The sequence below is a fragment of the Streptomyces sp. NPDC051173 genome, from assembly GCF_040689515.1.
In the GTDB taxonomy this organism is placed as follows: Bacteria; Actinomycetota; Actinomycetes; order Streptomycetales; family Streptomycetaceae; genus Streptomyces.
Genome location: NZ_JBFBBD010000006.1, coordinates 24,162 through 43,124, shown reverse-complemented (window position 1 = coordinate 43,124; position 18,963 = coordinate 24,162). Strand labels below are relative to the sequence as shown.

30 protein-coding genes and 2 pseudogenes are annotated in these 18,963 nt (G+C 68.4%); 27 read left to right on the top strand and 5 right to left on the bottom strand.

Features of this window, described 5'->3' with window-relative positions:
• Nucleotides 1–12: 12 nt before the first annotated feature.
• The 5 genes and pseudogenes from AB0435_RS05975 to AB0435_RS05955 all read right to left on the bottom strand — a co-directional run bounded on the left by AB0435_RS05975 (nucleotide 13) and on the right by AB0435_RS05955 (nucleotide 3,687).
• On the bottom strand, nucleotides 13–402 hold the full coding sequence (locus AB0435_RS05975) for an SSI family serine proteinase inhibitor (protein WP_366002586.1): 390 nt from the start codon (nucleotides 400–402) through the stop codon (nucleotides 13–15).
• Nucleotides 403–581: 179 nt separating this feature from the next.
• Nucleotides 582–1,244 carry a peptidylprolyl isomerase gene (locus AB0435_RS05970; protein WP_366002587.1) on the bottom strand — a complete coding sequence of 221 codons (663 nt, stop codon included), beginning with the start codon at nucleotides 1,242–1,244 and terminating at the stop codon, nucleotides 582–584.
• 117 nt (nucleotides 1,245–1,361) lie between these two features.
• Nucleotides 1,362–1,601, bottom strand: a pseudogene (locus AB0435_RS05965) (alpha/beta hydrolase); the annotation flags it as partial.
• Between the two features lie 881 nt (nucleotides 1,602–2,482).
• Nucleotides 2,483–2,626: pseudogene (locus tag AB0435_RS05960) on the bottom strand (hypothetical protein); the annotation flags it as partial.
• Between the two features lie 605 nt (nucleotides 2,627–3,231).
• Nucleotides 3,232–3,687, bottom strand: coding sequence for a hypothetical protein (locus AB0435_RS05955; RefSeq protein ID WP_366426311.1), 456 nt, complete (start codon nucleotides 3,685–3,687; stop codon nucleotides 3,232–3,234).
• A 175-nt stretch (nucleotides 3,688–3,862) separates the two neighbouring features.
• Here AB0435_RS05955 and AB0435_RS05950 point away from each other — a divergent pair, with 175 nt between their 5' ends.
• The 27 genes from AB0435_RS05950 to AB0435_RS05820 all read left to right on the top strand — a co-directional run bounded on the left by AB0435_RS05950 (nucleotide 3,863) and on the right by AB0435_RS05820 (nucleotide 18,961).
• Nucleotides 3,863–4,102: a helix-turn-helix transcriptional regulator gene (locus AB0435_RS05950; protein WP_366426310.1), complete on the top strand. Its 240-nt coding sequence runs from the start codon at nucleotides 3,863–3,865 to the stop codon at nucleotides 4,100–4,102.
• Between the two features lies 1 nt (nucleotide 4,103).
• On the top strand, nucleotides 4,104–4,403 hold the full coding sequence (locus AB0435_RS05945; RefSeq protein ID WP_366426309.1) for a hypothetical protein: 300 nt from the start codon (nucleotides 4,104–4,106) through the stop codon (nucleotides 4,401–4,403).
• 91 nt (nucleotides 4,404–4,494) lie between these two features.
• Nucleotides 4,495–5,013: a hypothetical protein gene (locus AB0435_RS05940; RefSeq protein WP_366426308.1), complete on the top strand. Its 519-nt coding sequence runs from the start codon at nucleotides 4,495–4,497 to the stop codon at nucleotides 5,011–5,013.
• Nucleotides 5,013–5,231: a hypothetical protein gene (locus tag AB0435_RS05935; protein WP_366426307.1), complete on the top strand. Its 219-nt coding sequence runs from the start codon at nucleotides 5,013–5,015 to the stop codon at nucleotides 5,229–5,231. Before AB0435_RS05940 ends, AB0435_RS05935 begins: the two co-directional genes overlap by 1 nt.
• Nucleotides 5,228–5,578 carry a hypothetical protein gene (locus AB0435_RS05930; RefSeq protein ID WP_366426306.1) on the top strand — a complete coding sequence of 117 codons (351 nt, stop codon included), beginning with the start codon at nucleotides 5,228–5,230 and terminating at the stop codon, nucleotides 5,576–5,578. The genes AB0435_RS05935 and AB0435_RS05930 overlap by 4 nt, the downstream gene beginning before the upstream one ends.
• Nucleotides 5,575–5,961 carry a phiSA1p31-related protein gene (locus tag AB0435_RS05925; RefSeq protein ID WP_366426305.1) on the top strand — a complete coding sequence of 129 codons (387 nt, stop codon included), beginning with the start codon at nucleotides 5,575–5,577 and terminating at the stop codon, nucleotides 5,959–5,961. Before AB0435_RS05930 ends, AB0435_RS05925 begins: the two co-directional genes overlap by 4 nt.
• Complete coding sequence (locus AB0435_RS05920; protein ID WP_366426304.1) at nucleotides 5,958–6,185, top strand: hypothetical protein; 228 nt, start codon at nucleotides 5,958–5,960, stop codon at nucleotides 6,183–6,185. Before AB0435_RS05925 ends, AB0435_RS05920 begins: the two co-directional genes overlap by 4 nt.
• Nucleotides 6,182–6,343, top strand: a complete 162-nt coding sequence (locus tag AB0435_RS05915) for a hypothetical protein (protein WP_366426303.1) — start codon at nucleotides 6,182–6,184, stop codon at nucleotides 6,341–6,343. Before AB0435_RS05920 ends, AB0435_RS05915 begins: the two co-directional genes overlap by 4 nt.
• Nucleotides 6,340–6,690 carry a hypothetical protein gene (locus tag AB0435_RS05910; protein ID WP_366426302.1) on the top strand — a complete coding sequence of 117 codons (351 nt, stop codon included), beginning with the start codon at nucleotides 6,340–6,342 and terminating at the stop codon, nucleotides 6,688–6,690. Before AB0435_RS05915 ends, AB0435_RS05910 begins: the two co-directional genes overlap by 4 nt.
• Complete coding sequence (locus AB0435_RS05905; RefSeq protein ID WP_366426301.1) at nucleotides 6,687–7,310, top strand: hypothetical protein; 624 nt, start codon at nucleotides 6,687–6,689, stop codon at nucleotides 7,308–7,310. The genes AB0435_RS05910 and AB0435_RS05905 overlap by 4 nt, the downstream gene beginning before the upstream one ends.
• Nucleotides 7,307–7,573 (top strand): hypothetical protein, encoded by a 267-nt coding sequence (locus AB0435_RS05900; RefSeq protein ID WP_366426300.1) that lies wholly within the window; start codon nucleotides 7,307–7,309, stop codon nucleotides 7,571–7,573. Before AB0435_RS05905 ends, AB0435_RS05900 begins: the two co-directional genes overlap by 4 nt.
• Nucleotides 7,570–7,713, top strand: a complete 144-nt coding sequence (locus tag AB0435_RS05895) for a hypothetical protein (RefSeq protein ID WP_366426299.1) — start codon at nucleotides 7,570–7,572, stop codon at nucleotides 7,711–7,713. Before AB0435_RS05900 ends, AB0435_RS05895 begins: the two co-directional genes overlap by 4 nt.
• Nucleotides 7,710–8,204 carry a hypothetical protein gene (locus AB0435_RS05890; protein WP_366426298.1) on the top strand — a complete coding sequence of 165 codons (495 nt, stop codon included), beginning with the start codon at nucleotides 7,710–7,712 and terminating at the stop codon, nucleotides 8,202–8,204. The genes AB0435_RS05895 and AB0435_RS05890 overlap by 4 nt, the downstream gene beginning before the upstream one ends.
• A 122-nt stretch (nucleotides 8,205–8,326) precedes the next feature.
• Entirely contained in the window at nucleotides 8,327–8,659 is a 333-nt protein-coding gene (locus tag AB0435_RS05885; protein WP_366426297.1) for a hypothetical protein, read from the top strand.
• 29 nt (nucleotides 8,660–8,688) lie between these two features.
• Nucleotides 8,689–9,513, top strand: coding sequence for a PD-(D/E)XK nuclease-like domain-containing protein (locus tag AB0435_RS05880; protein ID WP_366426296.1), 825 nt, complete (start codon nucleotides 8,689–8,691; stop codon nucleotides 9,511–9,513).
• Complete coding sequence (locus tag AB0435_RS05875) at nucleotides 9,510–10,490, top strand: ATP-binding protein (RefSeq protein WP_366426295.1); 981 nt, start codon at nucleotides 9,510–9,512, stop codon at nucleotides 10,488–10,490. Before AB0435_RS05880 ends, AB0435_RS05875 begins: the two co-directional genes overlap by 4 nt.
• Before the next feature lie 71 nt (nucleotides 10,491–10,561).
• On the top strand, nucleotides 10,562–10,807 hold the full coding sequence (locus AB0435_RS05870; RefSeq protein ID WP_366426294.1) for a hypothetical protein: 246 nt from the start codon (nucleotides 10,562–10,564) through the stop codon (nucleotides 10,805–10,807).
• A complete protein-coding gene (locus AB0435_RS05865; protein WP_366426293.1) occupies nucleotides 10,804–11,067 on the top strand; it encodes a hypothetical protein in 264 nt (87 codons plus the stop codon). The genes AB0435_RS05870 and AB0435_RS05865 overlap by 4 nt, the downstream gene beginning before the upstream one ends.
• Nucleotides 11,064–11,432 (top strand): hypothetical protein, encoded by a 369-nt coding sequence (locus tag AB0435_RS05860; RefSeq protein ID WP_366426292.1) that lies wholly within the window; start codon nucleotides 11,064–11,066, stop codon nucleotides 11,430–11,432. Before AB0435_RS05865 ends, AB0435_RS05860 begins: the two co-directional genes overlap by 4 nt.
• 55 nt (nucleotides 11,433–11,487) lie before the next feature.
• Entirely contained in the window at nucleotides 11,488–11,757 is a 270-nt protein-coding gene (locus AB0435_RS05855) for a hypothetical protein (RefSeq protein WP_366426291.1), read from the top strand.
• 119 nt (nucleotides 11,758–11,876) lie between these two features.
• Nucleotides 11,877–12,584 carry a hypothetical protein gene (locus AB0435_RS05850; RefSeq protein WP_366426290.1) on the top strand — a complete coding sequence of 236 codons (708 nt, stop codon included), beginning with the start codon at nucleotides 11,877–11,879 and terminating at the stop codon, nucleotides 12,582–12,584.
• Nucleotides 12,581–12,844, top strand: a complete 264-nt coding sequence (locus tag AB0435_RS05845; RefSeq protein ID WP_366426289.1) for a WhiB family transcriptional regulator — start codon at nucleotides 12,581–12,583, stop codon at nucleotides 12,842–12,844. Before AB0435_RS05850 ends, AB0435_RS05845 begins: the two co-directional genes overlap by 4 nt.
• On the top strand, nucleotides 12,844–15,537 hold the full coding sequence (locus AB0435_RS05840) for a DNA cytosine methyltransferase (RefSeq protein WP_366426360.1): 2,694 nt from the start codon (nucleotides 12,844–12,846) through the stop codon (nucleotides 15,535–15,537). Before AB0435_RS05845 ends, AB0435_RS05840 begins: the two co-directional genes overlap by 1 nt.
• Nucleotides 15,538–15,594: 57 nt before the next feature.
• Complete coding sequence (locus AB0435_RS05835; RefSeq protein WP_366426288.1) at nucleotides 15,595–16,509, top strand: hypothetical protein; 915 nt, start codon at nucleotides 15,595–15,597, stop codon at nucleotides 16,507–16,509.
• Entirely contained in the window at nucleotides 16,509–17,219 is a 711-nt protein-coding gene (locus AB0435_RS05830) for an ATP-binding protein (RefSeq protein WP_366426287.1), read from the top strand. The genes AB0435_RS05835 and AB0435_RS05830 overlap by 1 nt, the downstream gene beginning before the upstream one ends.
• A complete protein-coding gene (locus tag AB0435_RS05825) occupies nucleotides 17,216–18,586 on the top strand; it encodes a DnaB-like helicase C-terminal domain-containing protein (RefSeq protein WP_366426286.1) in 1,371 nt (456 codons plus the stop codon). Before AB0435_RS05830 ends, AB0435_RS05825 begins: the two co-directional genes overlap by 4 nt.
• A 168-nt stretch (nucleotides 18,587–18,754) precedes the next feature.
• On the top strand, nucleotides 18,755–18,961 hold the full coding sequence (locus AB0435_RS05820) for a DUF6011 domain-containing protein (protein ID WP_366426285.1): 207 nt from the start codon (nucleotides 18,755–18,757) through the stop codon (nucleotides 18,959–18,961).
• Nucleotides 18,962–18,963: the final 2 nt, after the last annotated feature.

The following is an 18,963-nucleotide window of genomic DNA, read 5'->3' as shown; positions in this document are numbered from 1 at the left end:
CTTCGGAGCCGGTCAGAAGCGGAAGACGGGGCCCGTCGCCGCGTCGAGCGCGCACGCGTTGGGGTAGGTCTTGTGCCAGACGATCGGCCGCCCGTTCCAGTCGCCCTCGGCGGTCGCGGTGACCGGGTCGTACTCCCGCGTGCAGAGGTGGCTCTCGACGGCCACGTCCCCCGGCTCCCCCTGCGCCCGGTGCAGGGCCGCGCAGGCCGCCGCCCCGTGCGGGTGGTGTCCGTCCCCGTCCGGACAGGTGAGCTGTAGCCCGCGGGTCCAGGTGTTCTGGGCGCCGGACACGGTCAGGAAGAGCCGCCCGTGGTCGGATTCGCCGGCCGCGGGGGGCGCGGCCAGGGCGAGCAGAGCGGTGGCGCTCGCCGTGGCGGCCACGGCGGCGGTACGTACGGACATCGGTTCCTCCTGGGGCGCGGGGGTGCCCGGAGCAAGCTCATCGCGCGCGTGAGGCGAGCCGCAAGCCCCCGCACCGGCCGGTCCCCCGGCCGGCGGCACACCATCACCCGCCCGGCGGGCTCTCCGCGCGCCCCCGGCTCCGCCGGAGGTGGCCCCGGCCGCCTCCCGTCGGCGTAGCGCTATCCGACCCTGATGTGTACGCGTTTGATGTCGACCGGCAGTGTCGGGAACCCGTCGCCGGGACCGTTCTGGTCGTCCTCGCCGCCTGCCGCGATCTTCCGCAATACGTCGAGGCCGGCGGTGACCTTCCCGAACGGCGTGTAGGCGGGTGGGAGCTTGGTGTCCTTCCAGACGAAGAAGAACTGGCTGCCGTTGGTACTGGGGCCGGCGTTGGCCATCGCCACCGTCCCGGCCGGATAGGTGGCCCCGGTCAGGTTCTCGTCGGGGAAGGAGTAGCCGGGGCCGCCGCTCCCGGTGCCGGTCGGATCGCCGCACTGCAGCACGTAGATACGTGCCGTGGTGAGCCGATGGCAGTGCGTCCGGTCGAAGTAGGCGCGCTGCGCGAGGAACTTGAAGGAGAAGGTGGCGCAGGGGGCCTTGTCGGTCCGCGCCCGGAAGGTGATGGCGCCCTGACCGGTGCGCAGCGTGGCGCTGTAGGGCCTGGCGGCCTCGGCCGGGTCGAAGACGGGTATCCCCTTGAACCTGTCCGCGGGAACGGCAGGCGTATAAGTGCAGGCGGTCGTCGGCGCGGGCGGGGGCGGGGTGTCCGCCGCGGCCGGCGCCGCGGCGCCGAGAGCGAGCAGCGCGGCGGCGGTGAGCAGGGCGTGCGGCTTGCGGAGCATGAGAAGTTCCCTTCGGGAGCGACTCCGGACGGGCATGGGCCGACGATCGCGCCCCGGTCCCTGACGGGCCGGGGCGCGATCTCTTGTCCTCGGGCTCTGACCGGCAGCGCCTTGGCCTTACTTGGCTGCAGTGGCCTTCGGGGGCTCCGGGACGGCGTGCGGGGCGCACGTGACGTCCTTGCTGTCGACCTTGCCTTCGAGGAGGTAGGCGTCGACACGGGAGTTGATGCAGGGGTTCACGAGGCCCGTTATCCGGGAACCCTTGCGACCTGCCATTATGCTGTCTTCGATAGATCAACTGGGAGAGGACTGGGAAATGGTGGCATCCATTCGCTTCCCTCCTCTTTCATGAACCTCTCCCAGCGCATCTGCAACATCTCCGCGATGCGCAGCTCCATGGCTGGCGTCAGGTTGGCGTACAGTCCCCTGACGCCGGCGACCTCGTGGCCCATCCTGGTCTCGGTTGCGATCTCCGAGTGGCCGTCTTCGTCCAGCATCTCCTTGTGCCAGTGCCGGGCCAGATAGATCCGCTTGCCGCTCATGGCGAGCACCGCGGGAATCTCCACTCGGCGCTGGTCTTTACGTCCGGTACGCGGCGGCGAACCGTCCCTGATCGGGTACCAATAGTCACGGAGGAATTCCGTGCCGCGCAGCGACTTTCCCGATATCGACGGGAACACCCAAGGCGAGCGATGTGAAGCGAGGAGCGCAACGTGCATCTCGTGGAGGAAAGGTGGGAGCACGAGCGAACGGTGCGAGTCGTACTTCGGATCCACCAAGGTCTGGACTCCATCGACTAGCTGATGCTGGTACTGCACGCGTAGCGCGGGCATCGACCGGTATCTCTCCAGAGCGTATTCACGCCGCTCTTCGTCCGGATCGGATGCCGGCCACTCCGGCGAGGCGAAAATTCTCTGCAGCCCGTACATCTCCCCCGGCCTCATGCCAGTGAATGCCGTGGACCACAGGTACGTCCAGCCGGTGTAGCCCCAGACTGTGTAGGCGTTCCGTGCGAGGGCGTGGACGGTTGCCATCTCGTGTGGGCGCTTGCGCACCCGCTGCGTCTTCTTGTACTTGCCGCGCCGAGGGCTGTCTCTGATCACGGGCGAGGTCTTGCGCAGGTGGTACACCGAGACTGCGTCGTCCATGAGCATGCCGAACACCATGAGGATGGTGTTGACGTAGGTTTCCGCGAGCTCGCCTTTAGCCACGCGGCCTTTCAGGGCTTTCTTCCAGGCGGCGTGCTCAAAAGAGGTGATGTCCCCAACTGAACGCCTGCCCCAGAATGGGGCAATGTGACATTTGATTATGGATTTATAGCTTTTCATGGAGGCCGGGCGCAGGTCCTGGGCGTTGTACCAGTCCCAGCAGTAGGCCTCCATGAGCGTGTTGCTGTCCGTGGTCTTGATGTTGATGCCGTGGCGGACCTCGTACTCCTGGTCGAGGCCGTGGTTCATGGCGGCCTCCTCGTCGGTGAAGCCGCTCTTTGCCTCGTACTTCTTGCTGCCGTTGGACAGGTATTCGCCGGCCCACCACTTGACCCTGCACTTGTTGCCTCGCCACTCGACAAACGGCATACGACCCCCTTGACTGGCCGGTTCGTCCGAGTTTGTGCGGTGTTGGAGGGCCCTAAGGCTCATCCCCCGCGCTGACCGCCCAGTCCGTGGCGCCTATGGGGCACCCCCGGCAGCTGCTGCAGTCGCCTCCCTGGCGCCTGATGAGGTCTCGCATGACTCGTCGAGCTGACGGGTCGTGTTCCACCCTGGGCGCCGCTACGCATACGAGTCTGCCATCGACTTCGCCGCGGAATCCGAGGAATCCGGGACCGAGGTCCATGACGACAAGATTGCACATGGCTCCCCCTTCCAGGGTTGGAGGAACCTCCCAAGTGTCCGTCGATGGTGCCACGTTGAACGACTCGTGAGACCCGGCCGACCTCAAGAACCTCACGGATTCAGGTAACGAATCGATAAACGCCGCAGGCTGGTTAGCCTTCCCTGCCCTCCGTGGCAGCGCTGCCAGAGCGTCGGCCGCTGCGGCGGAGCTCCTCGACGACACGCTGCTTCAGCTTCCGGATCTCGGGTGCGGCCATCTCGGTCACCGCGATCGCGGCATTCGTCACGGCCTGCTCGACGTCCCGTTCGAGGTCTCCTGGATTGACCGGCGAGTAGTAGGCGCCTGCCGCCGGGGCCGGCTCGACGACGGTCGGTGCCGCCCCTTCGAGGACGGAGCGGCAGGTGCCCGGCGCCCAGGAGAGCACGGGTTCGATTTTGCCGTAGGTGACGTCGCGGACGGAGTCCCCGTCTTCGAGCTTGCTGTAGGTAGTGATAGTCAGCTCCGCCGCCCGCGCTACACCGATCTTGTGCATGCCCAGCTCGACGCGTCGCGCCGTGATGAGGGCGGCGAGTCGGAGGCGGGCGGCTTTGTCTGGTCGGGTGGCCATGGAACACATCATGGCAGGAGCTCGCAGGAACAGCCAGGAACAGCTAGCGCGTGACCTGATTCCTCTGCCGCGTGACGCAAACCTCCGCACCGACGACGCCCGGGGCACAGAAGGTCCTACAAGTTACTGCTACGTATTACTAGAAACTACTAGCAGAAGAGTCTAGGTTCTGTGCATGGAAAGACCCCCAGCCACCTTCGAGGTGAACGGGGCGGCACTCCGCAGGACCCGCATGCACCACGGCATCGGCATCCACGAACTCGCCGATTCAGCAGGCATCAGCCGCAGCTACCTCCAGCGACTCGAGACCGGCACACGCCGACGCATGAGACCGGGCACCTACGCCGCACTCCGCACAGCCCTGAACGTCGACGACGACCGGCTTCTCAACGAAGAGCCCACAGAGAAGAGGTGACATGCCCACCCCGGAGGATCAGATACAGCCGAGCGAGACCACCATGGAACGCGACGGCTTCATGCGCCCCCGCGACGCAGCCCGCGACATCGGCTGCGGGGAACGCTGGCTCCGCGACGGTGCCAACCACTTCGGCTTCCCGCACACCCGCATGGGCAAGGCCTTGTGGTTCAGCCCGGACGACCGGCTCCAGATCCGCGACATGTGCCACGTCCCCGCCCAGCCCGGCAAGGCGCGCCGCCGCAGGAACAGCGGCAAGAAGACCGCCCCGGCGGCCATGAGGAACCTCTCCGCCGCCTAGCGGCTATGCGGCCCCAACCGCCGGTGACCTGGAAGAAACCGGCAGCCGGGGCCTCGATCCACCACCAAACCCTCAAGAAACGGAGTGGACCGTGTCCACATTCTCCCAGAACCCCGAACCGCTCGACTTCGATCGCATCACCCGCGACGTCCCCATGGCGAGCGCCTGGCAGACGACGTTCGACGAGGCGGAGGAGATGCTCCGCGCGACCCGGCCTGAGGGTTTCGACGTCGAGAAGATCGGCCGCGTCGCCTTCGACCGCCTGCCGGAGCACGAGCGCGACGGCGCGCTCGACGTCCTCTTCTACACGTACTGGGCTGCTCTGCGGTCCGACCGCGAAACCGCAATCCGCGCGCCGAAGCGGCCACGCGCAGAAGACAGTTACCTGCCCGCCATGCCGTGGGCCAAGTTGATGGATCCCGAGGATCTGCACGACTTCCTCGGCGACCTCGCCGAGGCGGCGATGAGGTACTTCCGGCCGGTGGCTACTGATGCCGGGATCCTGCAGGAGATCGAGAAGGCGTGCATGACGTGGCGTCTGATCGCCGAGGCCCAGCACGCACACAACACCGCTGCAGGCCCGCACAGCAATGAGGCGGGTGACCGGTGATGGCGACCGCGACCCCGAACCAGCCCGCTGCTGTCGACGAGCTCCGTACCGCGCTGCTCTTCGACGAGCTCCAGCAGGCGCAGCCGCTCGACGGCCCGCACGCCGAGCAGCGGCATTTCCTTGACGCGGACCCCGACACGGTGGTGCCGCTCCCCGGAATCCCTCGCCCCAAGAACGTGAACCACGACCACGACAGGAAGCCAGGGGGCACCCGATGACCGCCCGCGACGCATACGTCCAGGGCCTGCGTGATCTCGCCGACTGGATCGACGCCCACCCGGACGCGCCGGTACCGAGCTACGACCGGCTGCTCGTTCCGCTGCACACCAATGCCGCGGTCTGCGAAGCGGCCAGTGTGTTGGGAGTGGCCGAGGTGTACGACACCGAGGGCAATGCTTCCTTCGATCTGCCGTTCGGTCCGATCGAGTACCGCTTCTACGGCTACGTCGACTTCGAGGAGCACTGCGCCATTCACGACGAGCGCAGTGCCCACAGGTGGGCGGACGTGAACGGCATGACCATTCGGCCCGCCGACGAGTCCCCGGAGAGCGGGGTGGCGTCGTGAGCATCATCGACGACCTGACCGCTGCGTCCCAGGTGCGGAATCTGCGGGAGGAGGATCGGGCTCAGCTCACCGCAGTGTGCGGGGAATTCTACGAGATTGACGGCACGGTCTTCGATCTGGGCCGTGTGTTCGTGGATGTGACGGGCGGCCGCTGGCAGTGGACCGGGTGCCGTGATGGCCGGGGCGTTCCGCTGATGGACTTCCTGAAGCACCCGAGCGACCCGGGCATGAGCGCCGCGGAGCGCCAGCCAGTGCCGTTGGACGAGGTGCAGCGGTGGCACGGTCCGCTGTTGCCCGAACGCGCCCAGCTGACGGCCGCTGACTACCGGCGGGCTCTTCTTGCCGCGCCGACACCGCGGGAAGTGTTCGGGGGTGCGGCATGAACGGCATCGACGATCTCGACGCCGAGGACTACCTGAACGGTCTGCTGTCCCGGGGGGAGTTCCGGACGGCCGCGAACTTCCTGATGCAGCTGGCCGCTCTGCGGGCCGCGGCGATGCCGGTGCACGCGGTGAACTGCCGTTGCCCGCACTGTAAGCGCCGCCGTCTGGACGCGGAGATCCGGGCCCGGCGCGAATACGCCCGCAACCTGGCGGCGGCCGCATGATCCCGCCGGTCGCAGTCGACACGGTCGTGCTGACGCTCCTGCTGCGGCGGATCGCCGATCTGGAGGACCAGGTCGCCGCAGCACGGGCCGCCTGCGAACAAGAACAGGACGACCATCAGGCGTACCGGCGCAAGCATCCCGAACGGGAGCTGCGATGACGCCCGCCGAGTTCCGGGCCGCGTTCGTCCGCGGCCTCCTCGCCCCGCTCGATCCGCGAACCCTGCTCGATCCACACCACACCGGGGGAACAGTGAACTCCCAAGCCCTGAGGGAATCCCGCCTCGACAACGACCGCCGCAACCGGCTCCTCTGTGTGATCCGTGCGGAGGGCGGGGAATGGACCGCCGGCCGGGCGTGGGAGCTGTACCGGGAACGCGGCTGGGCGTCCTGCCGCACGACGGCCCGTAAGGATCTCCAGTTCCTCGCCCGCCGCGGACATCTGGTCGAGAGCGGGCCGGAGAACGGGCGGCTCTACACCCTCAAGTACGCCGGGGGTGCCCGATGATCCGCCGCACAGAGCTGGACGCCGCCGAGCGGTTCCGGAGCGACACATCCCGGCATCAGATGACCGTCCTCCACAACGACGGCCTCTACCGGCACCTGCGGTTCATGGCCCCGAAGTCTTCGGCGTACTGGTTCGACCTGGTCACCTGGCCGGGCAGCCTCGCGATCCGCGGGGACGTGGACGGCTACATGTTCACCCGCCTGCCTGACATGTTCGAGTTCTTCCGGGGCGACGGGACCAACCCGCACTACTGGTCGGAGAAGACGGAGGGCGGCAGGAGCTCCTGCACGTCGTACTCCGAGAGCCTGTTCAGGCAGCTCGTCGTCGAGCACTTCGTGGAATCGGTCAGGGACGGTGACGCGCCCCGGGGCCTGGGCAAGGCGGTGCGCGAGGGAATCCTCGACAGCGGGCAGATCCACTACGAAGACGGTGCACGGGCCAAGCTCGACGCCTTCGAGTACAAGGGCTACGTCTTCCCAGACACCTGGGACTGGGACTTCCACGACTACAACTGGTCGTTCCTGTGGTCCTGCCACGCGATCGTGTGGGGCATCGGCCAGTACGACGTCGGGCAGGCGGACGCCGCTGTGACGGCCGCTCCCGCTGGGGGTGCCCGATGATCTGGTACGTCATCGTCGGTGTCCTGTGGGTGATCGCGCTGCTGGTCACGGTCCGGCCGCATCTCCTGGACGGTGCCCGTGAGTTCTTCGGCCGGAGTGACCGGGGGCGGTGCCCCGTCTGCAGCCGGACGTTCGAGGACTGCCGGTGCAGCTATCACGACCCGGACACGTGCGGCAAGTGTGTCCCGCTGGCCCGCCAGCTGCAGCATCCGCCCTACGGCGGGGTCCGGCCCGTCATCCCACGGCAGGGGCGTGTGTCATGAGCCCTGCCTGGTACGGGTGGCTGATCCTCGGCCTCGTCACCACCGTCGTCGCGCTCACCGTGAACTGGCCGGCCCGCCCCGCCGCATCTGAGCAGGACGAATGCCCTGACACCCTGCCGTCGCCCAGGAGGCCGGAATGAACCTCAACCTGTTCGCGGGCCGTGGCAGGCACCGGGCGGTCGACGAGCTGAACCGTCTACGTGAGGAGAACCTCGCGCTCCTGACCCGGCAGGCCGCAGCCGACGACTTCTTCGCGCTCCTGGCCGCCGACCGCAACGAAGTCCATCGCCTCTGGCAGCTGGCCGAGCACAAAGCATCCGACGCCGGCATCGTCGCGAGCTGCCTGAGCGGCAAGCTGGACGCGCTGGAGAGCGAGCTCCTCGTGACCAGGGCCGCTCTCGCCAACGCCACCAAGGTCACCGTGGGCTGCGGGGAACGCGACATCGAAGCAGGCGACGAGGCCACCCAGCCCGTCCCCACCGGGACCTTCTGGGCTGACCCCGCCCGCTGGAGGGCCCTCTCCGGCCCGACCGTCGTCGTGCCCCTCGCCCACTCTCCGCAGGCCACCGGGGACGCGGACACCACACAGAAAATCCCTCTCGGCCAGCTGCCCGTCCGCGCCCGCATCTGACCCGCTGACTGCCCGCCGACCGCAGAGACACCGGCTCCGGCGGCGGGCCCCACCACCACACAGCCGTCCGCACACCCCCGCACCGCGGGCGGCCTCCCTCAGCACACCCTGAAGGGAACAACGTGAGCACCAACAGCCCCACCATCCCCGTCGAAACGGCCCGCCACGTGCTCTGGCACTTCGGCCAGGACGGCGGATCGCAGCCCGGCATCTTCACCCAGCACCTCATGCACACCATCGCCACCGCCGACGTGGTCAACACCGCCAAACTCGCCGACGCCTACCCCGACTACACGGCGGCCATCGTCGCCGCCAAGCTCGACCCCGACGGCATCACCCACCTTCAGAAGATCGCCGCAGGACTCCGCTGCACCCGCTGTGGCGACACCGACGGCCCCTTCGACGGCACCGGCGCCAGCCTGCGCTGCGAGGGCTGCATCGGCGATGCGCAGTGACCGCGCCCCCTGAAGCGCCTCCAGAGGTAGTGCCGGGCATCTACGACATCCCGGCCGATCTCTACCACGAGGACCCCGTTCCCGGCGGGAGCCTCTCCTCCACCGGCGCCCGCAAACTGCTGCCGCCCTCATGCCCGGCACTGTTCCACTACGAGCTCAGCCAGCCGTCCGTCCCCAAACCCCACTTCGAGGTCGGCACCGCCGCACACCAGCTCGTTCTCGGCGACGGGCCCGAGCTGGTCCTCGTCGACTACCCGGACTGGCGCACCAATGCCGCCAAGGAAGAAGCGGCCGCGGCCAGGGCCATCGGTGCCATCCCGCTCAAGCGGCCCGACTTCGAGAAGGTCCACGCGATGGCTGACGCCCTCCGCGAACACCCGGAGGCGGCGGACCTGCTGGCCCCAGGCAGCGGTGCGGCGGAGCAGTCCCTGTTCTGGCAGGACCAGACCACCGGCATCTGGCGGCGGGCCCGGGTCGACTGGCTGCGCCGGGACAAGCTCATCGACTACAAGTCCACGGCCGCCGCCGACCTGGACTCCATCCAGAAGTCCGTCCACGCCTACGGCTACCACATGCAGGCTGCCTGGTACCTCGACGGTGCCCGCGAGCTCGGGCTCGTGCCGACCGGCAGCGAGTTCGTCTTCATCTTCCAGGAGAAGACCGAGCCCTACCTGGTCACCGTCGCAACCCTCGACCCGGTCGCCCTCCGCTTCGGCCACGACCGCAACCGGGAGGCCATCGACATCTACGCCTATTGCCGCGCCACCGGCCACTGGCCCGCCTACAGCGACCGCCCCACCACCATCTCCCTCCCGTCGTGGGCGGAGCGCCAGTACCTCGAGGAGATCTCATGACCGACAGCACCCGACGCCTTCCCTCCCCCAGCCGAGTCGGCTACCAGCAGCAGACCGATGAATACGACGACAGCCCGTTCACGTTCAGGCCCGCCACCCGGGAGCGCGTCAAGGCCCGCATCTCCATCCAGGGAGTCGCCGGCTCCGGCAAGACATGGACCGCCCTGTCCGTCGCCCACGGCCTGAGCAGGGGCGAGCGGTTCGCCGTCATCGACACCGAACGCGAGTCGGCATCCCTGTACCTGGGTGTCAACGGGATCGTCTTCGACTCCCTGTCGATGCACCGGTACGACCCGCGCGACCTCGTCAAAGCGCTCGCCTCGGCGGCACACGCCGGGTACGGCACCGTCGTCGTCGACTCCCTGAGCCACTTCTGGAAGGGCACCGACGGCACCCTCGACCAGGTCGAGAAGGCCAAGTCGAAGTACGGCGGGAACTCCTTCGCGGGCTGGAAGGACGGCACGCCGATGCAGAACGACATGATCGACGCCCTCCTCTCCTACCCCGGCCACATCGTCGTCACGATGCGCTCCCACACCGAGTGGGTTCTGCAGGAGAACAGCCGCGGCAAGAAGGAACCCGTCGCCGTCGGCATGCGCGCCGAGCAGCGAAAGGGCGTCGAGTACGAGTTCGGGGTTGTCGCCGAGATGGACATCGACAACCGGATGCGGTTCCTCAAGTCCCGCTGCCCGGCCCTGCACAAGCAGGTCCTCGAGCAGCCCGACGGGGCCCGCGACATCGCCAAGCCGCTGCTGGACTGGCTGGACGACGGCGCTGAGCCCGTCGACACGGCGACCTACATCGACGACGTCAAGTCGGACGAGGCGACCGCTGAGGGGCTGCTCGCCCTGTACCGCGAGGTCGAGTCCCGCGGCCTGCTCGCCACTCCGCTGATGCACCCGGACACCGGCAAGCCGACCAGCCTCGGCGCCTACATCCGCGAACGCGGCATCGCCCTGAAGAACGCCGTCCAGTAGCCCGCCAGGCCGCCCCGCGGCAATCGGGGCGGCCCACCCCACCAGCACAGCACACAAGACGGGAGACCGCGATGACCGACCAGCCCATTGAGGCCCGTTGCGATCACTGCAAGCAGCTTCGAACCCTGTTCCTCTATCAGCCCGACTGCGGCCTGCACCTGGGCGATGCGGCATTCACCTGCCCCTGGTGCTCGATCAAAGGGCAGCCCCTGCTGTGCACCTCTTGCTGGTCCGCCCACAAGGAACGTGAAGATCTGCGCCGCCAACCGGGCCTCGCCGAACGCCAGGCCGCACAGGCGGAAAGCAGTTCCCGATGACGACCCCTGCCACGGGAGCGCGCTGCGAGCGCTGTGGGCAGATACGCCCGCTCTTCCCCTGCAAGCCCCTCCACGACTGCGCCGACCTCGTTGGCCCCGTGAGCCTCGTCGCAGCAGCGAGGTACATCGAGTGGATCGCGGAAACGGGCGACCGCTGGTGCGAAGCCCGGCTCTACTCCCGTCCCCCTTTGCTCTGCGTCCCCTGCCATGACCGCGAGGCCGCTGACGAGGCCGAGTTCATCAAGGAGAACAAGCTGTGACCCCTCGACTCACGCCGGCCGAGCGACTCGCCGCCACCAGCAAAAACACAACCCTCGCCCAGATCGTGACGCGCTCCACCTGGGACCAGCACGTCGTCGAACACGCCGTCTTCGAGTTCGGACTCGCCCGCGACGAATGGTCCTGCAACGACCTGCGCGACCAACTTCCCGAGCAGGGGCACGGCTTCCTCGGCGCAGCCATCAACGCCCTGCGCGCCTCCGGAGTCATCGAGCACACCGGGCAGATGACCTTCTCCACCAGCCCCGCCACCCACGGCCATCGGATCAGTGTCTGGCGGCTGTCCGTCAAGGGCCTGCTCATCGCCCAGGCCCGCCGCGCACAGACCACCGGGCGCGCCGCATGAAAGCGCTTCTCGCTGACCAGTGCACACCGATCGACCTCACCGGAGAGGCCACCCGATGAACAGCAGCGCTGCGGTCTGGATGTCCGTGCTCTTCATCAGCGGCATGGCAGCCGTCGTCACCGGCGAAGCTATCGGCCGCCACCACAGGCGCCGCCGCATCCAGACCGTCCTCAACGCACGGGCCACCGCACCGGAATGGCCGGAATGGCCTGAGAAGAACTTCCTCCTCGGCGCCGAACCTCTCGACGACCACGCCATCGCCGACCATGCCGCCCTCGGCATCCACGACCTCACCGAATACCTGCACAAGGAGGCAGGACAGTGACCACTGCAAAGCGCCTGCCTGCGCACGGCACCCAGTACCGATACAAGGGCGCCAAGGACGGCTCATGGCCCGGCTGCCACTGCCCACTCTGCGTTCGGGCCCACACTCGGGCCTGCACGATGCGCAAGCTGGCCCATCTCGCAGGCAAACCCCCGCTCTACGGCACCGCACCCCTGGCCGAGCACATTCACGGCCTTCGCACCACCGGAATGAGCTTCGACCTGATCGCCCGTAAAGCCGACGTCTCCTCCAGCACCATCCTGTACATCGCCAAGGGGCGCACCAAGGGATGCCAGCGCGAGAAAGCGCAGCGCATCCTCTCGGTCAGGCCACGCGACTACGACGACCGTGCAGACCGGCCCAGCCTGGGATGCCGACGCCGTATCCAGGCCCTCTACCGCGCTGGCCACGGCCCGGTACTGATCGGCTCGATGGCAGGCCTCGACGCGTCCACCATCAGCGGTCTCGCCAACGCCCACCACCCCACCGTAAGCGGACGCACAGCCCGGGCAGTGGAAGCGGCGTACCGCGTGCTGCTGCCCACCGCCGGGACCCACAGCAAGGCCCGCGCCCAGGCGCTCAAACGGGGATGGGCACCAGCGGGCGCCTGGGCCGACATCGACGACCCCGAATGCACTCCCGACCCCGGCGCAGAAGAGGAGCCACGCAACAAATGGCAGGTCGCCGAGGACCGCCGTACCGAGATCACCCATCTGGCTTCCTTCGGTGTCCCTGAGCACGAGATCGCCGACCGGCTTGGCATGGGCCACGCCTACGTCCACGACCTCCTCCGGAAACTGCGCAAGCAGCAAGGGCTAGCGGCATGAGCGCCCCCGCCTGGGAGACCACAGCCCTCTGCCGACACCGAGACCCAGCCCTCTTCACCCCCGACCTCGCCGCCAAACACCACGTCGCCCGCGCCAAAGCCATCTGTACCGCCTGCCCGGTACGACCCCAGTGCCTCAACGCCGCACTCGCCGAAGAACGCGGCCTCGACCACCACTTCCGCGCCACCATCCGCGGCGGACTCACACCCCGCGAACGCACCCAACTCGACCGCAAAAACAGCCAGAAGGAAGCAGCGTGATGTACCGCAACGACAACGACAGTTTGACCCTCATGGACTGGTTCTGCGCGGACACCGAGACCGAGATCCTCACCGCCAGTGGATGGCGCCGCTACAACCAGGTTGCGGTAGGGGACCTGGTCGCCAGTCTCGGCACGGGCGACGGGGTGGCACGCTGGGTGCCGGTCCAGAAGATGAACGTCTTCGACCTGACCGACGAGAAGATGCTGAAGGTCGAGGGCAAGGCCCTCTCGGCTCTGGTGACCGTCGGCCATCGCTGGCCCGTTCAGCAGCGCATCAACACGCCGACCGGGCGTCGACTCGACTGGCAGATCCGAACCTCCGACCAGCTCACCCTGGACTCGTCGGTCGTCCGCAGCGCGCCCTTCGAGCACCCGGAACACCGCAGCCACGACGACGCTGTCGTCGAGCTGGTCGGATGGGCCTGGACCGAGGGGAGCTACCGGTCGAACGGCGGGATCCACCTATCGCAGTCGCCGTCGGTGAACCCCGGGAAGTGCAAGCGGATCGAGCAGCTGCTGACCGTGCTGTACGGGCCGCCCATGGGCCGTGCCGGCCGCCGGGCCGGTCGACCGGCCTGGAACGTCGCGGAATACGCAGGGACCCGCTACTGGCGCCTCAACGTCGCCGCCGCGGCCCCCGTCCTCGCTGGTGCCCCGGAGCATGTCCTGGACCCGGCCTGGCTGCTCACCCTCACGGCCGACCAGCTCGACCTGCTGGTGGAGACGTCAATGATCGCCGACGGAACGACCCGTGTACGCGACGGCGCCCGGGACTCGTCCCTTTCACAGAACCGGCAGGATCGGGCCGAAGGGTTCCAGTTCGCTGCCATTCTCTCCGGGCGGGCGACTTCGATCCACCGCTGGGAGATGCAGCACAAGGGCGCGGCTTACCCGATGTGGCGGGTGTCGCTCCTGGAGCGGGTCACCGCCAAGCCGCTGCGCCAGGCGGTCGCCGAGTGGACCACCTACACCGGCATCGTGTGGTGTCCCACCGTCGAGCACGGCACGTGGCTATGCCGTCGCAATGGCCTGGTGCACTGGACCGGGAATTGTGGTGCGGGCGGCTCTTCTCAAGGCGCCCACGCTGTTCCCGGAGTCCAGGTGGCCAGGGCCGCGAACCACTGGTCCCGCGCCATCGAGTCCCACGCCGCGAACTTCCCCGAGACGGACCACTACCGCGGCGACATCCGCGAAGCCCCCGTCGACCGGTGGCCCGTCACTGACATCTTCTGGGCCAGTCCCGAATGCCCCCAGTGGTCCAACGCCCGCGGCAAGAAACGCGACTTCGACACCAGCCTCCAGCCCGACTTGTTCGGCGAGGTGGTGCCGTCCGAGGAGGTCGAGCGGTCCCGCGCCCTCATGGAGGAAGTCCCCATGTACCTCCGAGGCGTCATCGACCGCGGAGGGCTCGTCAAGGCGGGCGTCGTCGAGAACGTCGTCGACGTCCGGGCCTGGGATCAGTGGGACCGCTGGCTCGGCGAGATCAAAAAGCTCGGCTACAAGACCCGCGTCATCGCCCTCAACAGCATGCACGCCGACCCGCGCACCGTGCACAAGGCCCCCCAGTCTCGGGACCGCCTGTACGTCGCCTATTGGCACAGCAGCCTTGGCCGGACCCCGGACTGGGACAAGTGGCTCCGCCCGCGCGCCTGGTGCCACGGCTGCGAGCAGTGGGTGCAGGCCGTCCAGCGGTTCAAGCAGCCTGGCCGCGGCATGGGCCGCTACAAGCAGCAGTATGTCTACCGCTGCCCCAACACCAGCTGCCGCAACCAGGTCGTCGAACCGGAGACGCTTCCGGCCGCCGTCGCCATCGACTGGACCATCTCCGGGCAGCGCATCGGCGACCGGACCAAGCCGCTCGCCGACAAGACCCTCGCCCGGATCCAGGCAGGGCTGAAGAAGTTCGCGCAGCCCCTCGTAGTCCCGGCCGGCGGAACCTGGCGGAACGACGCCACCCCGGTCGCCGAGGCCATTCCGACGAGGACGACGCGGGAGAACGACGGGCTCGCCATCCCGCCGCTGCTGATCCCCGTTGAGGGGCGGAACGGCAAGGAGCCGAACAGCGCCAACCTGCCGTTGCGCACCCAGACCGCCCGCAATGAGACCGGCCTGGCATGGCTGCCATTCATCGCCGAACTCCGTGGGGGTGGCAGCGTCGCCCGGTCGGCCACCGAATCCCTCGCCACCGTTACCGCTTCCGGTAACCACCACGGACTCGTCACCCCGGACCTCCCGGCTTTCGTGATGCGAAACAACGGCAGCAAAGGTGACGGCGGCGAGCACTGCACCAGCGCGGCCGACCCGATGCGGACCCTCACCACAGTGGGCCACCAGTCCCTCGTCAGCTGGGAGTCCCTGCTGGTGCCGTACTACGGCAACGGCACCGCGCGCACCGTCCGCGAACCGGTGGGCACCCTGTCCACTCGCGACCGGTACGCGCTCGTGCACGGCGACGTCGACGTCGACCTGAACGACGTCCGGTTCCGGATGCTCGAGCCCCACGAGATCGGCCGTGCCATGAGCTTCGCCGACCAGTACATCGTCCTCGGTTCCAAGCGGGAACGCGTCCGCCAGTACGGCAACGCCGTCACCCCGAACGCGGCCGAGGTCATCCTCTGCGCTCTCGTCGAAGCCATCACCGGCGAGGAGCTGGAACGGCACACCACCCCCACGCTGGCAGCAGCCGCCTGACCTGGCCCGTCCCGCCAACTGGACTCCGGCACTGACCACACCCGAACCATCCGCACCGTGGGAAAGAAGACGCTCGTGGGAATCCGCTTGTTCGTCGAGGTTCTGGACTATGCGCCAGACACGCTGACCTGGCGCGAGCGGCATGCCCTGAGCGTCCTCGCTGAGAACGCCAACGATGCCACCCGAGAGTGCTGGCCAGGCATCGAAGACGACCCGATCATCGCGCACCGGATGCGCCTTCCTGGCCGTTCGAGCCGGTACGAGGTCGTGAGGGCGCTGCGGGAGAAGAAGGCTCTCGAGAGTGTCACTACCGGCCGCAGGGGGCACCGAGCGGTCTACCGCTTCCCCGTCATGGGCCCCGCAAAGGGTCCGGGAACCACGGACCCATTGGCTGAGAAAGGGTCCGGAGAACCTGGACACAGCGTCCGGGAACTACGGACCCAATCCGAGTCAAAGGGTCCGTCGTTCCCGGACCCTAACGACGAGAAAGGGTCCGGGAACGACCCCGTTAGGGTCCGGGAACCACATGGAAAGGGTCCGGGTTTCCCGGACCCCTACTCCTCATACCCCTCAACCCCCTCAAGAGATAAAGACTCTTCTTCGCGTCCGAATACTGAGACGCCTGGAGATGGCGCCCAACAGAACGATCACCACCTCGACGCCTTCGGCGCCTTCTGGATCGTCTACCCCAAGAAGCGGGCCCGCGAGGAGGCCAAGAAGGCATGGATCGCCGCCATCGAACGAGGCGCTGACCCCCAGCACATCGTCGACGCCGCCACCGCCTACGCCCGCGAACGGGCCGACGAGGACGCGAAGTACACCAAACACCCCGCCACATGGCTGAACAAGGGCTGCTACGACGACGAGCCCGACCCGCAGCCCTCCCGGCCCCAGCTGCGCGCCGTGTCCGGCGACGGCTACCAGCCGTGGATGAACCCCACCGACCAGTCCGGCTACTTCGGAGACCTCTGATGAAGATCCATCCGCCGATCGATCCCGACCGCCACGGACTCCACGACCTCCTAACCCGCCGCGGCCTCACCGCCGGCTGGCTCAACACCGACGACGGCGACCCCTACGGCACCCGCAACATCACCCGCCACGCCCTCGGTGACGCCATCCGGGCCGTGCCCCGCCACTACCGTTCCGCCGTACCGGAGCACCAGCTCGTCGGCGCCTGGGCCGACACTCTCGCCGAGGCTGCCCGGACCGAGCACGTTCAGGCCGGTACTGCCATGCCCTCAGTGCAGCACGGCCGGTCGCTGCTGCTGCTCGGCATCACCGGCGTCGGCAAGACCTACGAGGCCTACGGTGCCATCCGTCACCTCGCCGCCTCCGGTGTCCGCGCCTCCTGGACCGTGACGACCGCCGCCGACCTGTACGCGGCGCTCCGCCCCCGGGCCGGTATCGACGCGGAGGCCGAGTTCGCCCACTACCGGGATGCCCGCCTTCTGCTCGTCGACGACCTCGGCGCGGCCAAGTCCAGCGAGTTCACCGAGGAGATCAACTTCCGGCTGGTCAACCACCGCTACGAGCACGAACGCCCCACCCTGTTCACCTCGAACGTCCTGCCCGCCGAGCTCTCTGCACGCGTCGGCGACCGGGTCGCCTCCCGGCTCGCGGAGATGTGCGACCGCGTCGTCCTCACCGGATCCGACCGGCGCAGGGAGACCCAGTCATGACCGACCTGTGGGAGGCATCGGCCGAAGGCGCCTCCTCCGCGGGGCACCTGCCGATGATGCCCAGCGACCTCGACGCCGAGCGCATCCTGGCCGCCTCCGTCATGGCCCGCCCGGAGCTCACCGACGAACTCGCCGAGGCCTTCGACCCCGCGGACTTCTCCGAGGCCCGCTACGCCTGGGTATGGCACGCCGTCGTCGAGATCCGCATCACCCTCACCTCGGGAGAGATCCCCTGGGTGGCCGTCGACCGGCAACTGCGGAAGTGGCGGTCCGAGGGCTACCTGCCGGTCGTGCCGCTCACCCAGACCGAGCTCGCCCTGCTGTACCACGACGCCGTGCCCGGATCCGCCGGATGGTTCGCCGACAGGATCGCCACCGCAGCGGCCGCAGCCCGGCTCGTCGCCCTCGGCCACCGCGCCCAGCAGGCTGGCAACTCTCCGGCCTTCGACCCCGAAGCCGACCTCGCAGCCGTCCAGAGCGACCTTGACAGCGTCCTGCGCGGTGCCAGCACCAGCACACCCGGACTCATCGGCAACCTCATCCCCGACGCCATCGACCGCGCCCAGACCCCTCCGACCACCACCGACCGCGTTCCCACCGGCCTCATCGACCTGGACGCGCTCACCGGCGGCGGCTTCGCACCCGGTCGGCTCATCATCGTCGGCGCACGCCCCGGGGTTGGCAAAACCACGCTCGGCACCGGCTTCGCCCGTGCCGCGGCCATCACCAACCGGCTTCCCGTGCTGTTCACGTCGCTGGAGATGAGCCGCGACGAGATCACCAACGGGATCCTGTCCGCCGAAGCCAAGATCCCTCTGCATCACATCGTCAACGGCCAGGCCGACGACACCCAACTGGGCCGCCTCGCCCAGATCGGCATCGGCATCAGCCCCGCCCCGCTGTTCATCGACGACGCCACCAGCGTGTCCCTGGCCAGCCTTCGCGGCCAGGTCCGCCACCTCGTCCGCACCGCCGGGCTCCGCATGCTCGTCGTGGACTACCTCCAGCTCATGCAGGCACCCCGGGCCGAGAACCGGCAGGTCGCCGTTGCCGCCCTCTCCCGCGGGCTGAAGCTCATGGCGAAGGAGTTCGGGATCGTCGTGGTGGTCCTGTGCCAGCTCAACCGTGCATCCGAGCAGCGCTCCGACAAGCGGCCCACGATCGCCGACCTGCGGGAGTCGGGGGCGATCGAGCAGGACGCCGACATGGTGATCCTTTTGCACCGCCCGGACATGCACGACCCGGAGTCACCCCGCGCCGGCGAAGCTGACGTGATCGTCGACAAGCACCGGGGAGGGCCCCGGGCCACGATCACTGCCGGGTGGCAGGGGCACTACGCGCGCCTGGTCGACATGGCGGTGATGTGACATGACCGACTCCTGCCCGGCCTGCCTCCTCCGTCGGATACCGCCAGACGCTGAACGGCGTCGCGGCCAGATGATCGTCCACGGCTACCGCTGCCCCGCTTGCGGCCACCAGTGGGCCACCGCCCGGCACTTGCCCGCCTACGCCCCGATCCGAAGGAGCGCCGCCTGATGGCCGCACGGTGCGGCCTGTGCGGCCGCCTGCTGGCCGATCCGGCGTCGCGGGCTCGTGGGCTTGGTCCGGTCTGCTTCAGGCGCTCACGCGGCCGTACAGGCCATCGGGTCTCCCCGCTGCCGGTCCTCGCGGCTGTCCCGGAGACGGCCGGACAAGAGCAACTCCCGCTGGTGCCGGAGCAGCCCGGCCTCTGGCCCGCGTGACT

What these genes read in the sequence shown, in the direction of transcription:
- AB0435_RS05840 (WP_366426360.1), top strand. Translation starts at nt 12,844, where the DNA reads ATGTACCGCAACGACAACGACAGTTTGACCCTCATGGACTGGTTCTGC.
- AB0435_RS05900 (WP_366426300.1), top strand. Translation starts at nt 7,307, where the DNA reads ATGATCTGGTACGTCATCGTCGGTGTCCTGTGGGTGATCGCGCTGCTG.
- AB0435_RS05930 (WP_366426306.1), top strand. Translation starts at nt 5,228, where the DNA reads ATGACCGCCCGCGACGCATACGTCCAGGGCCTGCGTGATCTCGCCGAC.
- AB0435_RS05945 (WP_366426309.1), top strand. Translation starts at nt 4,104, where the DNA reads ATGCCCACCCCGGAGGATCAGATACAGCCGAGCGAGACCACCATGGAA.
- AB0435_RS05975 (WP_366002586.1), bottom strand. Translation starts at nt 402, where the DNA reads ATGTCCGTACGTACCGCCGCCGTGGCCGCCACGGCGAGCGCCACCGCT.
- AB0435_RS05950 (WP_366426310.1), top strand. Translation starts at nt 3,863, where the DNA reads ATGGAAAGACCCCCAGCCACCTTCGAGGTGAACGGGGCGGCACTCCGC.
- AB0435_RS05895 (WP_366426299.1), top strand. Translation starts at nt 7,570, where the DNA reads ATGAGCCCTGCCTGGTACGGGTGGCTGATCCTCGGCCTCGTCACCACC.
- AB0435_RS05845 (WP_366426289.1), top strand. Translation starts at nt 12,581, where the DNA reads ATGAGCGCCCCCGCCTGGGAGACCACAGCCCTCTGCCGACACCGAGAC.
- AB0435_RS05875 (WP_366426295.1), top strand. Translation starts at nt 9,510, where the DNA reads ATGACCGACAGCACCCGACGCCTTCCCTCCCCCAGCCGAGTCGGCTAC.
- AB0435_RS05970 (WP_366002587.1), bottom strand. Translation starts at nt 1,244, where the DNA reads ATGCTCCGCAAGCCGCACGCCCTGCTCACCGCCGCCGCGCTGCTCGCT.
- AB0435_RS05910 (WP_366426302.1), top strand. Translation starts at nt 6,340, where the DNA reads ATGACGCCCGCCGAGTTCCGGGCCGCGTTCGTCCGCGGCCTCCTCGCC.
- AB0435_RS05850 (WP_366426290.1), top strand. Translation starts at nt 11,877, where the DNA reads ATGCGCAAGCTGGCCCATCTCGCAGGCAAACCCCCGCTCTACGGCACC.
- AB0435_RS05830 (WP_366426287.1), top strand. Translation starts at nt 16,509, where the DNA reads ATGAAGATCCATCCGCCGATCGATCCCGACCGCCACGGACTCCACGAC.
- AB0435_RS05870 (WP_366426294.1), top strand. Translation starts at nt 10,562, where the DNA reads ATGACCGACCAGCCCATTGAGGCCCGTTGCGATCACTGCAAGCAGCTT.
- AB0435_RS05920 (WP_366426304.1), top strand. Translation starts at nt 5,958, where the DNA reads ATGAACGGCATCGACGATCTCGACGCCGAGGACTACCTGAACGGTCTG.
- AB0435_RS05915 (WP_366426303.1), top strand. Translation starts at nt 6,182, where the DNA reads ATGATCCCGCCGGTCGCAGTCGACACGGTCGTGCTGACGCTCCTGCTG.
- AB0435_RS05825 (WP_366426286.1), top strand. Translation starts at nt 17,216, where the DNA reads ATGACCGACCTGTGGGAGGCATCGGCCGAAGGCGCCTCCTCCGCGGGG.
- AB0435_RS05820 (WP_366426285.1), top strand. Translation starts at nt 18,755, where the DNA reads ATGGCCGCACGGTGCGGCCTGTGCGGCCGCCTGCTGGCCGATCCGGCG.
- AB0435_RS05935 (WP_366426307.1), top strand. Translation starts at nt 5,013, where the DNA reads ATGGCGACCGCGACCCCGAACCAGCCCGCTGCTGTCGACGAGCTCCGT.
- AB0435_RS05905 (WP_366426301.1), top strand. Translation starts at nt 6,687, where the DNA reads ATGATCCGCCGCACAGAGCTGGACGCCGCCGAGCGGTTCCGGAGCGAC.
- AB0435_RS05855 (WP_366426291.1), top strand. Translation starts at nt 11,488, where the DNA reads ATGAACAGCAGCGCTGCGGTCTGGATGTCCGTGCTCTTCATCAGCGGC.
- AB0435_RS05890 (WP_366426298.1), top strand. Translation starts at nt 7,710, where the DNA reads ATGAACCTCAACCTGTTCGCGGGCCGTGGCAGGCACCGGGCGGTCGAC.
- AB0435_RS05955 (WP_366426311.1), bottom strand. Translation starts at nt 3,687, where the DNA reads ATGGCCACCCGACCAGACAAAGCCGCCCGCCTCCGACTCGCCGCCCTC.
- AB0435_RS05865 (WP_366426293.1), top strand. Translation starts at nt 10,804, where the DNA reads ATGACGACCCCTGCCACGGGAGCGCGCTGCGAGCGCTGTGGGCAGATA.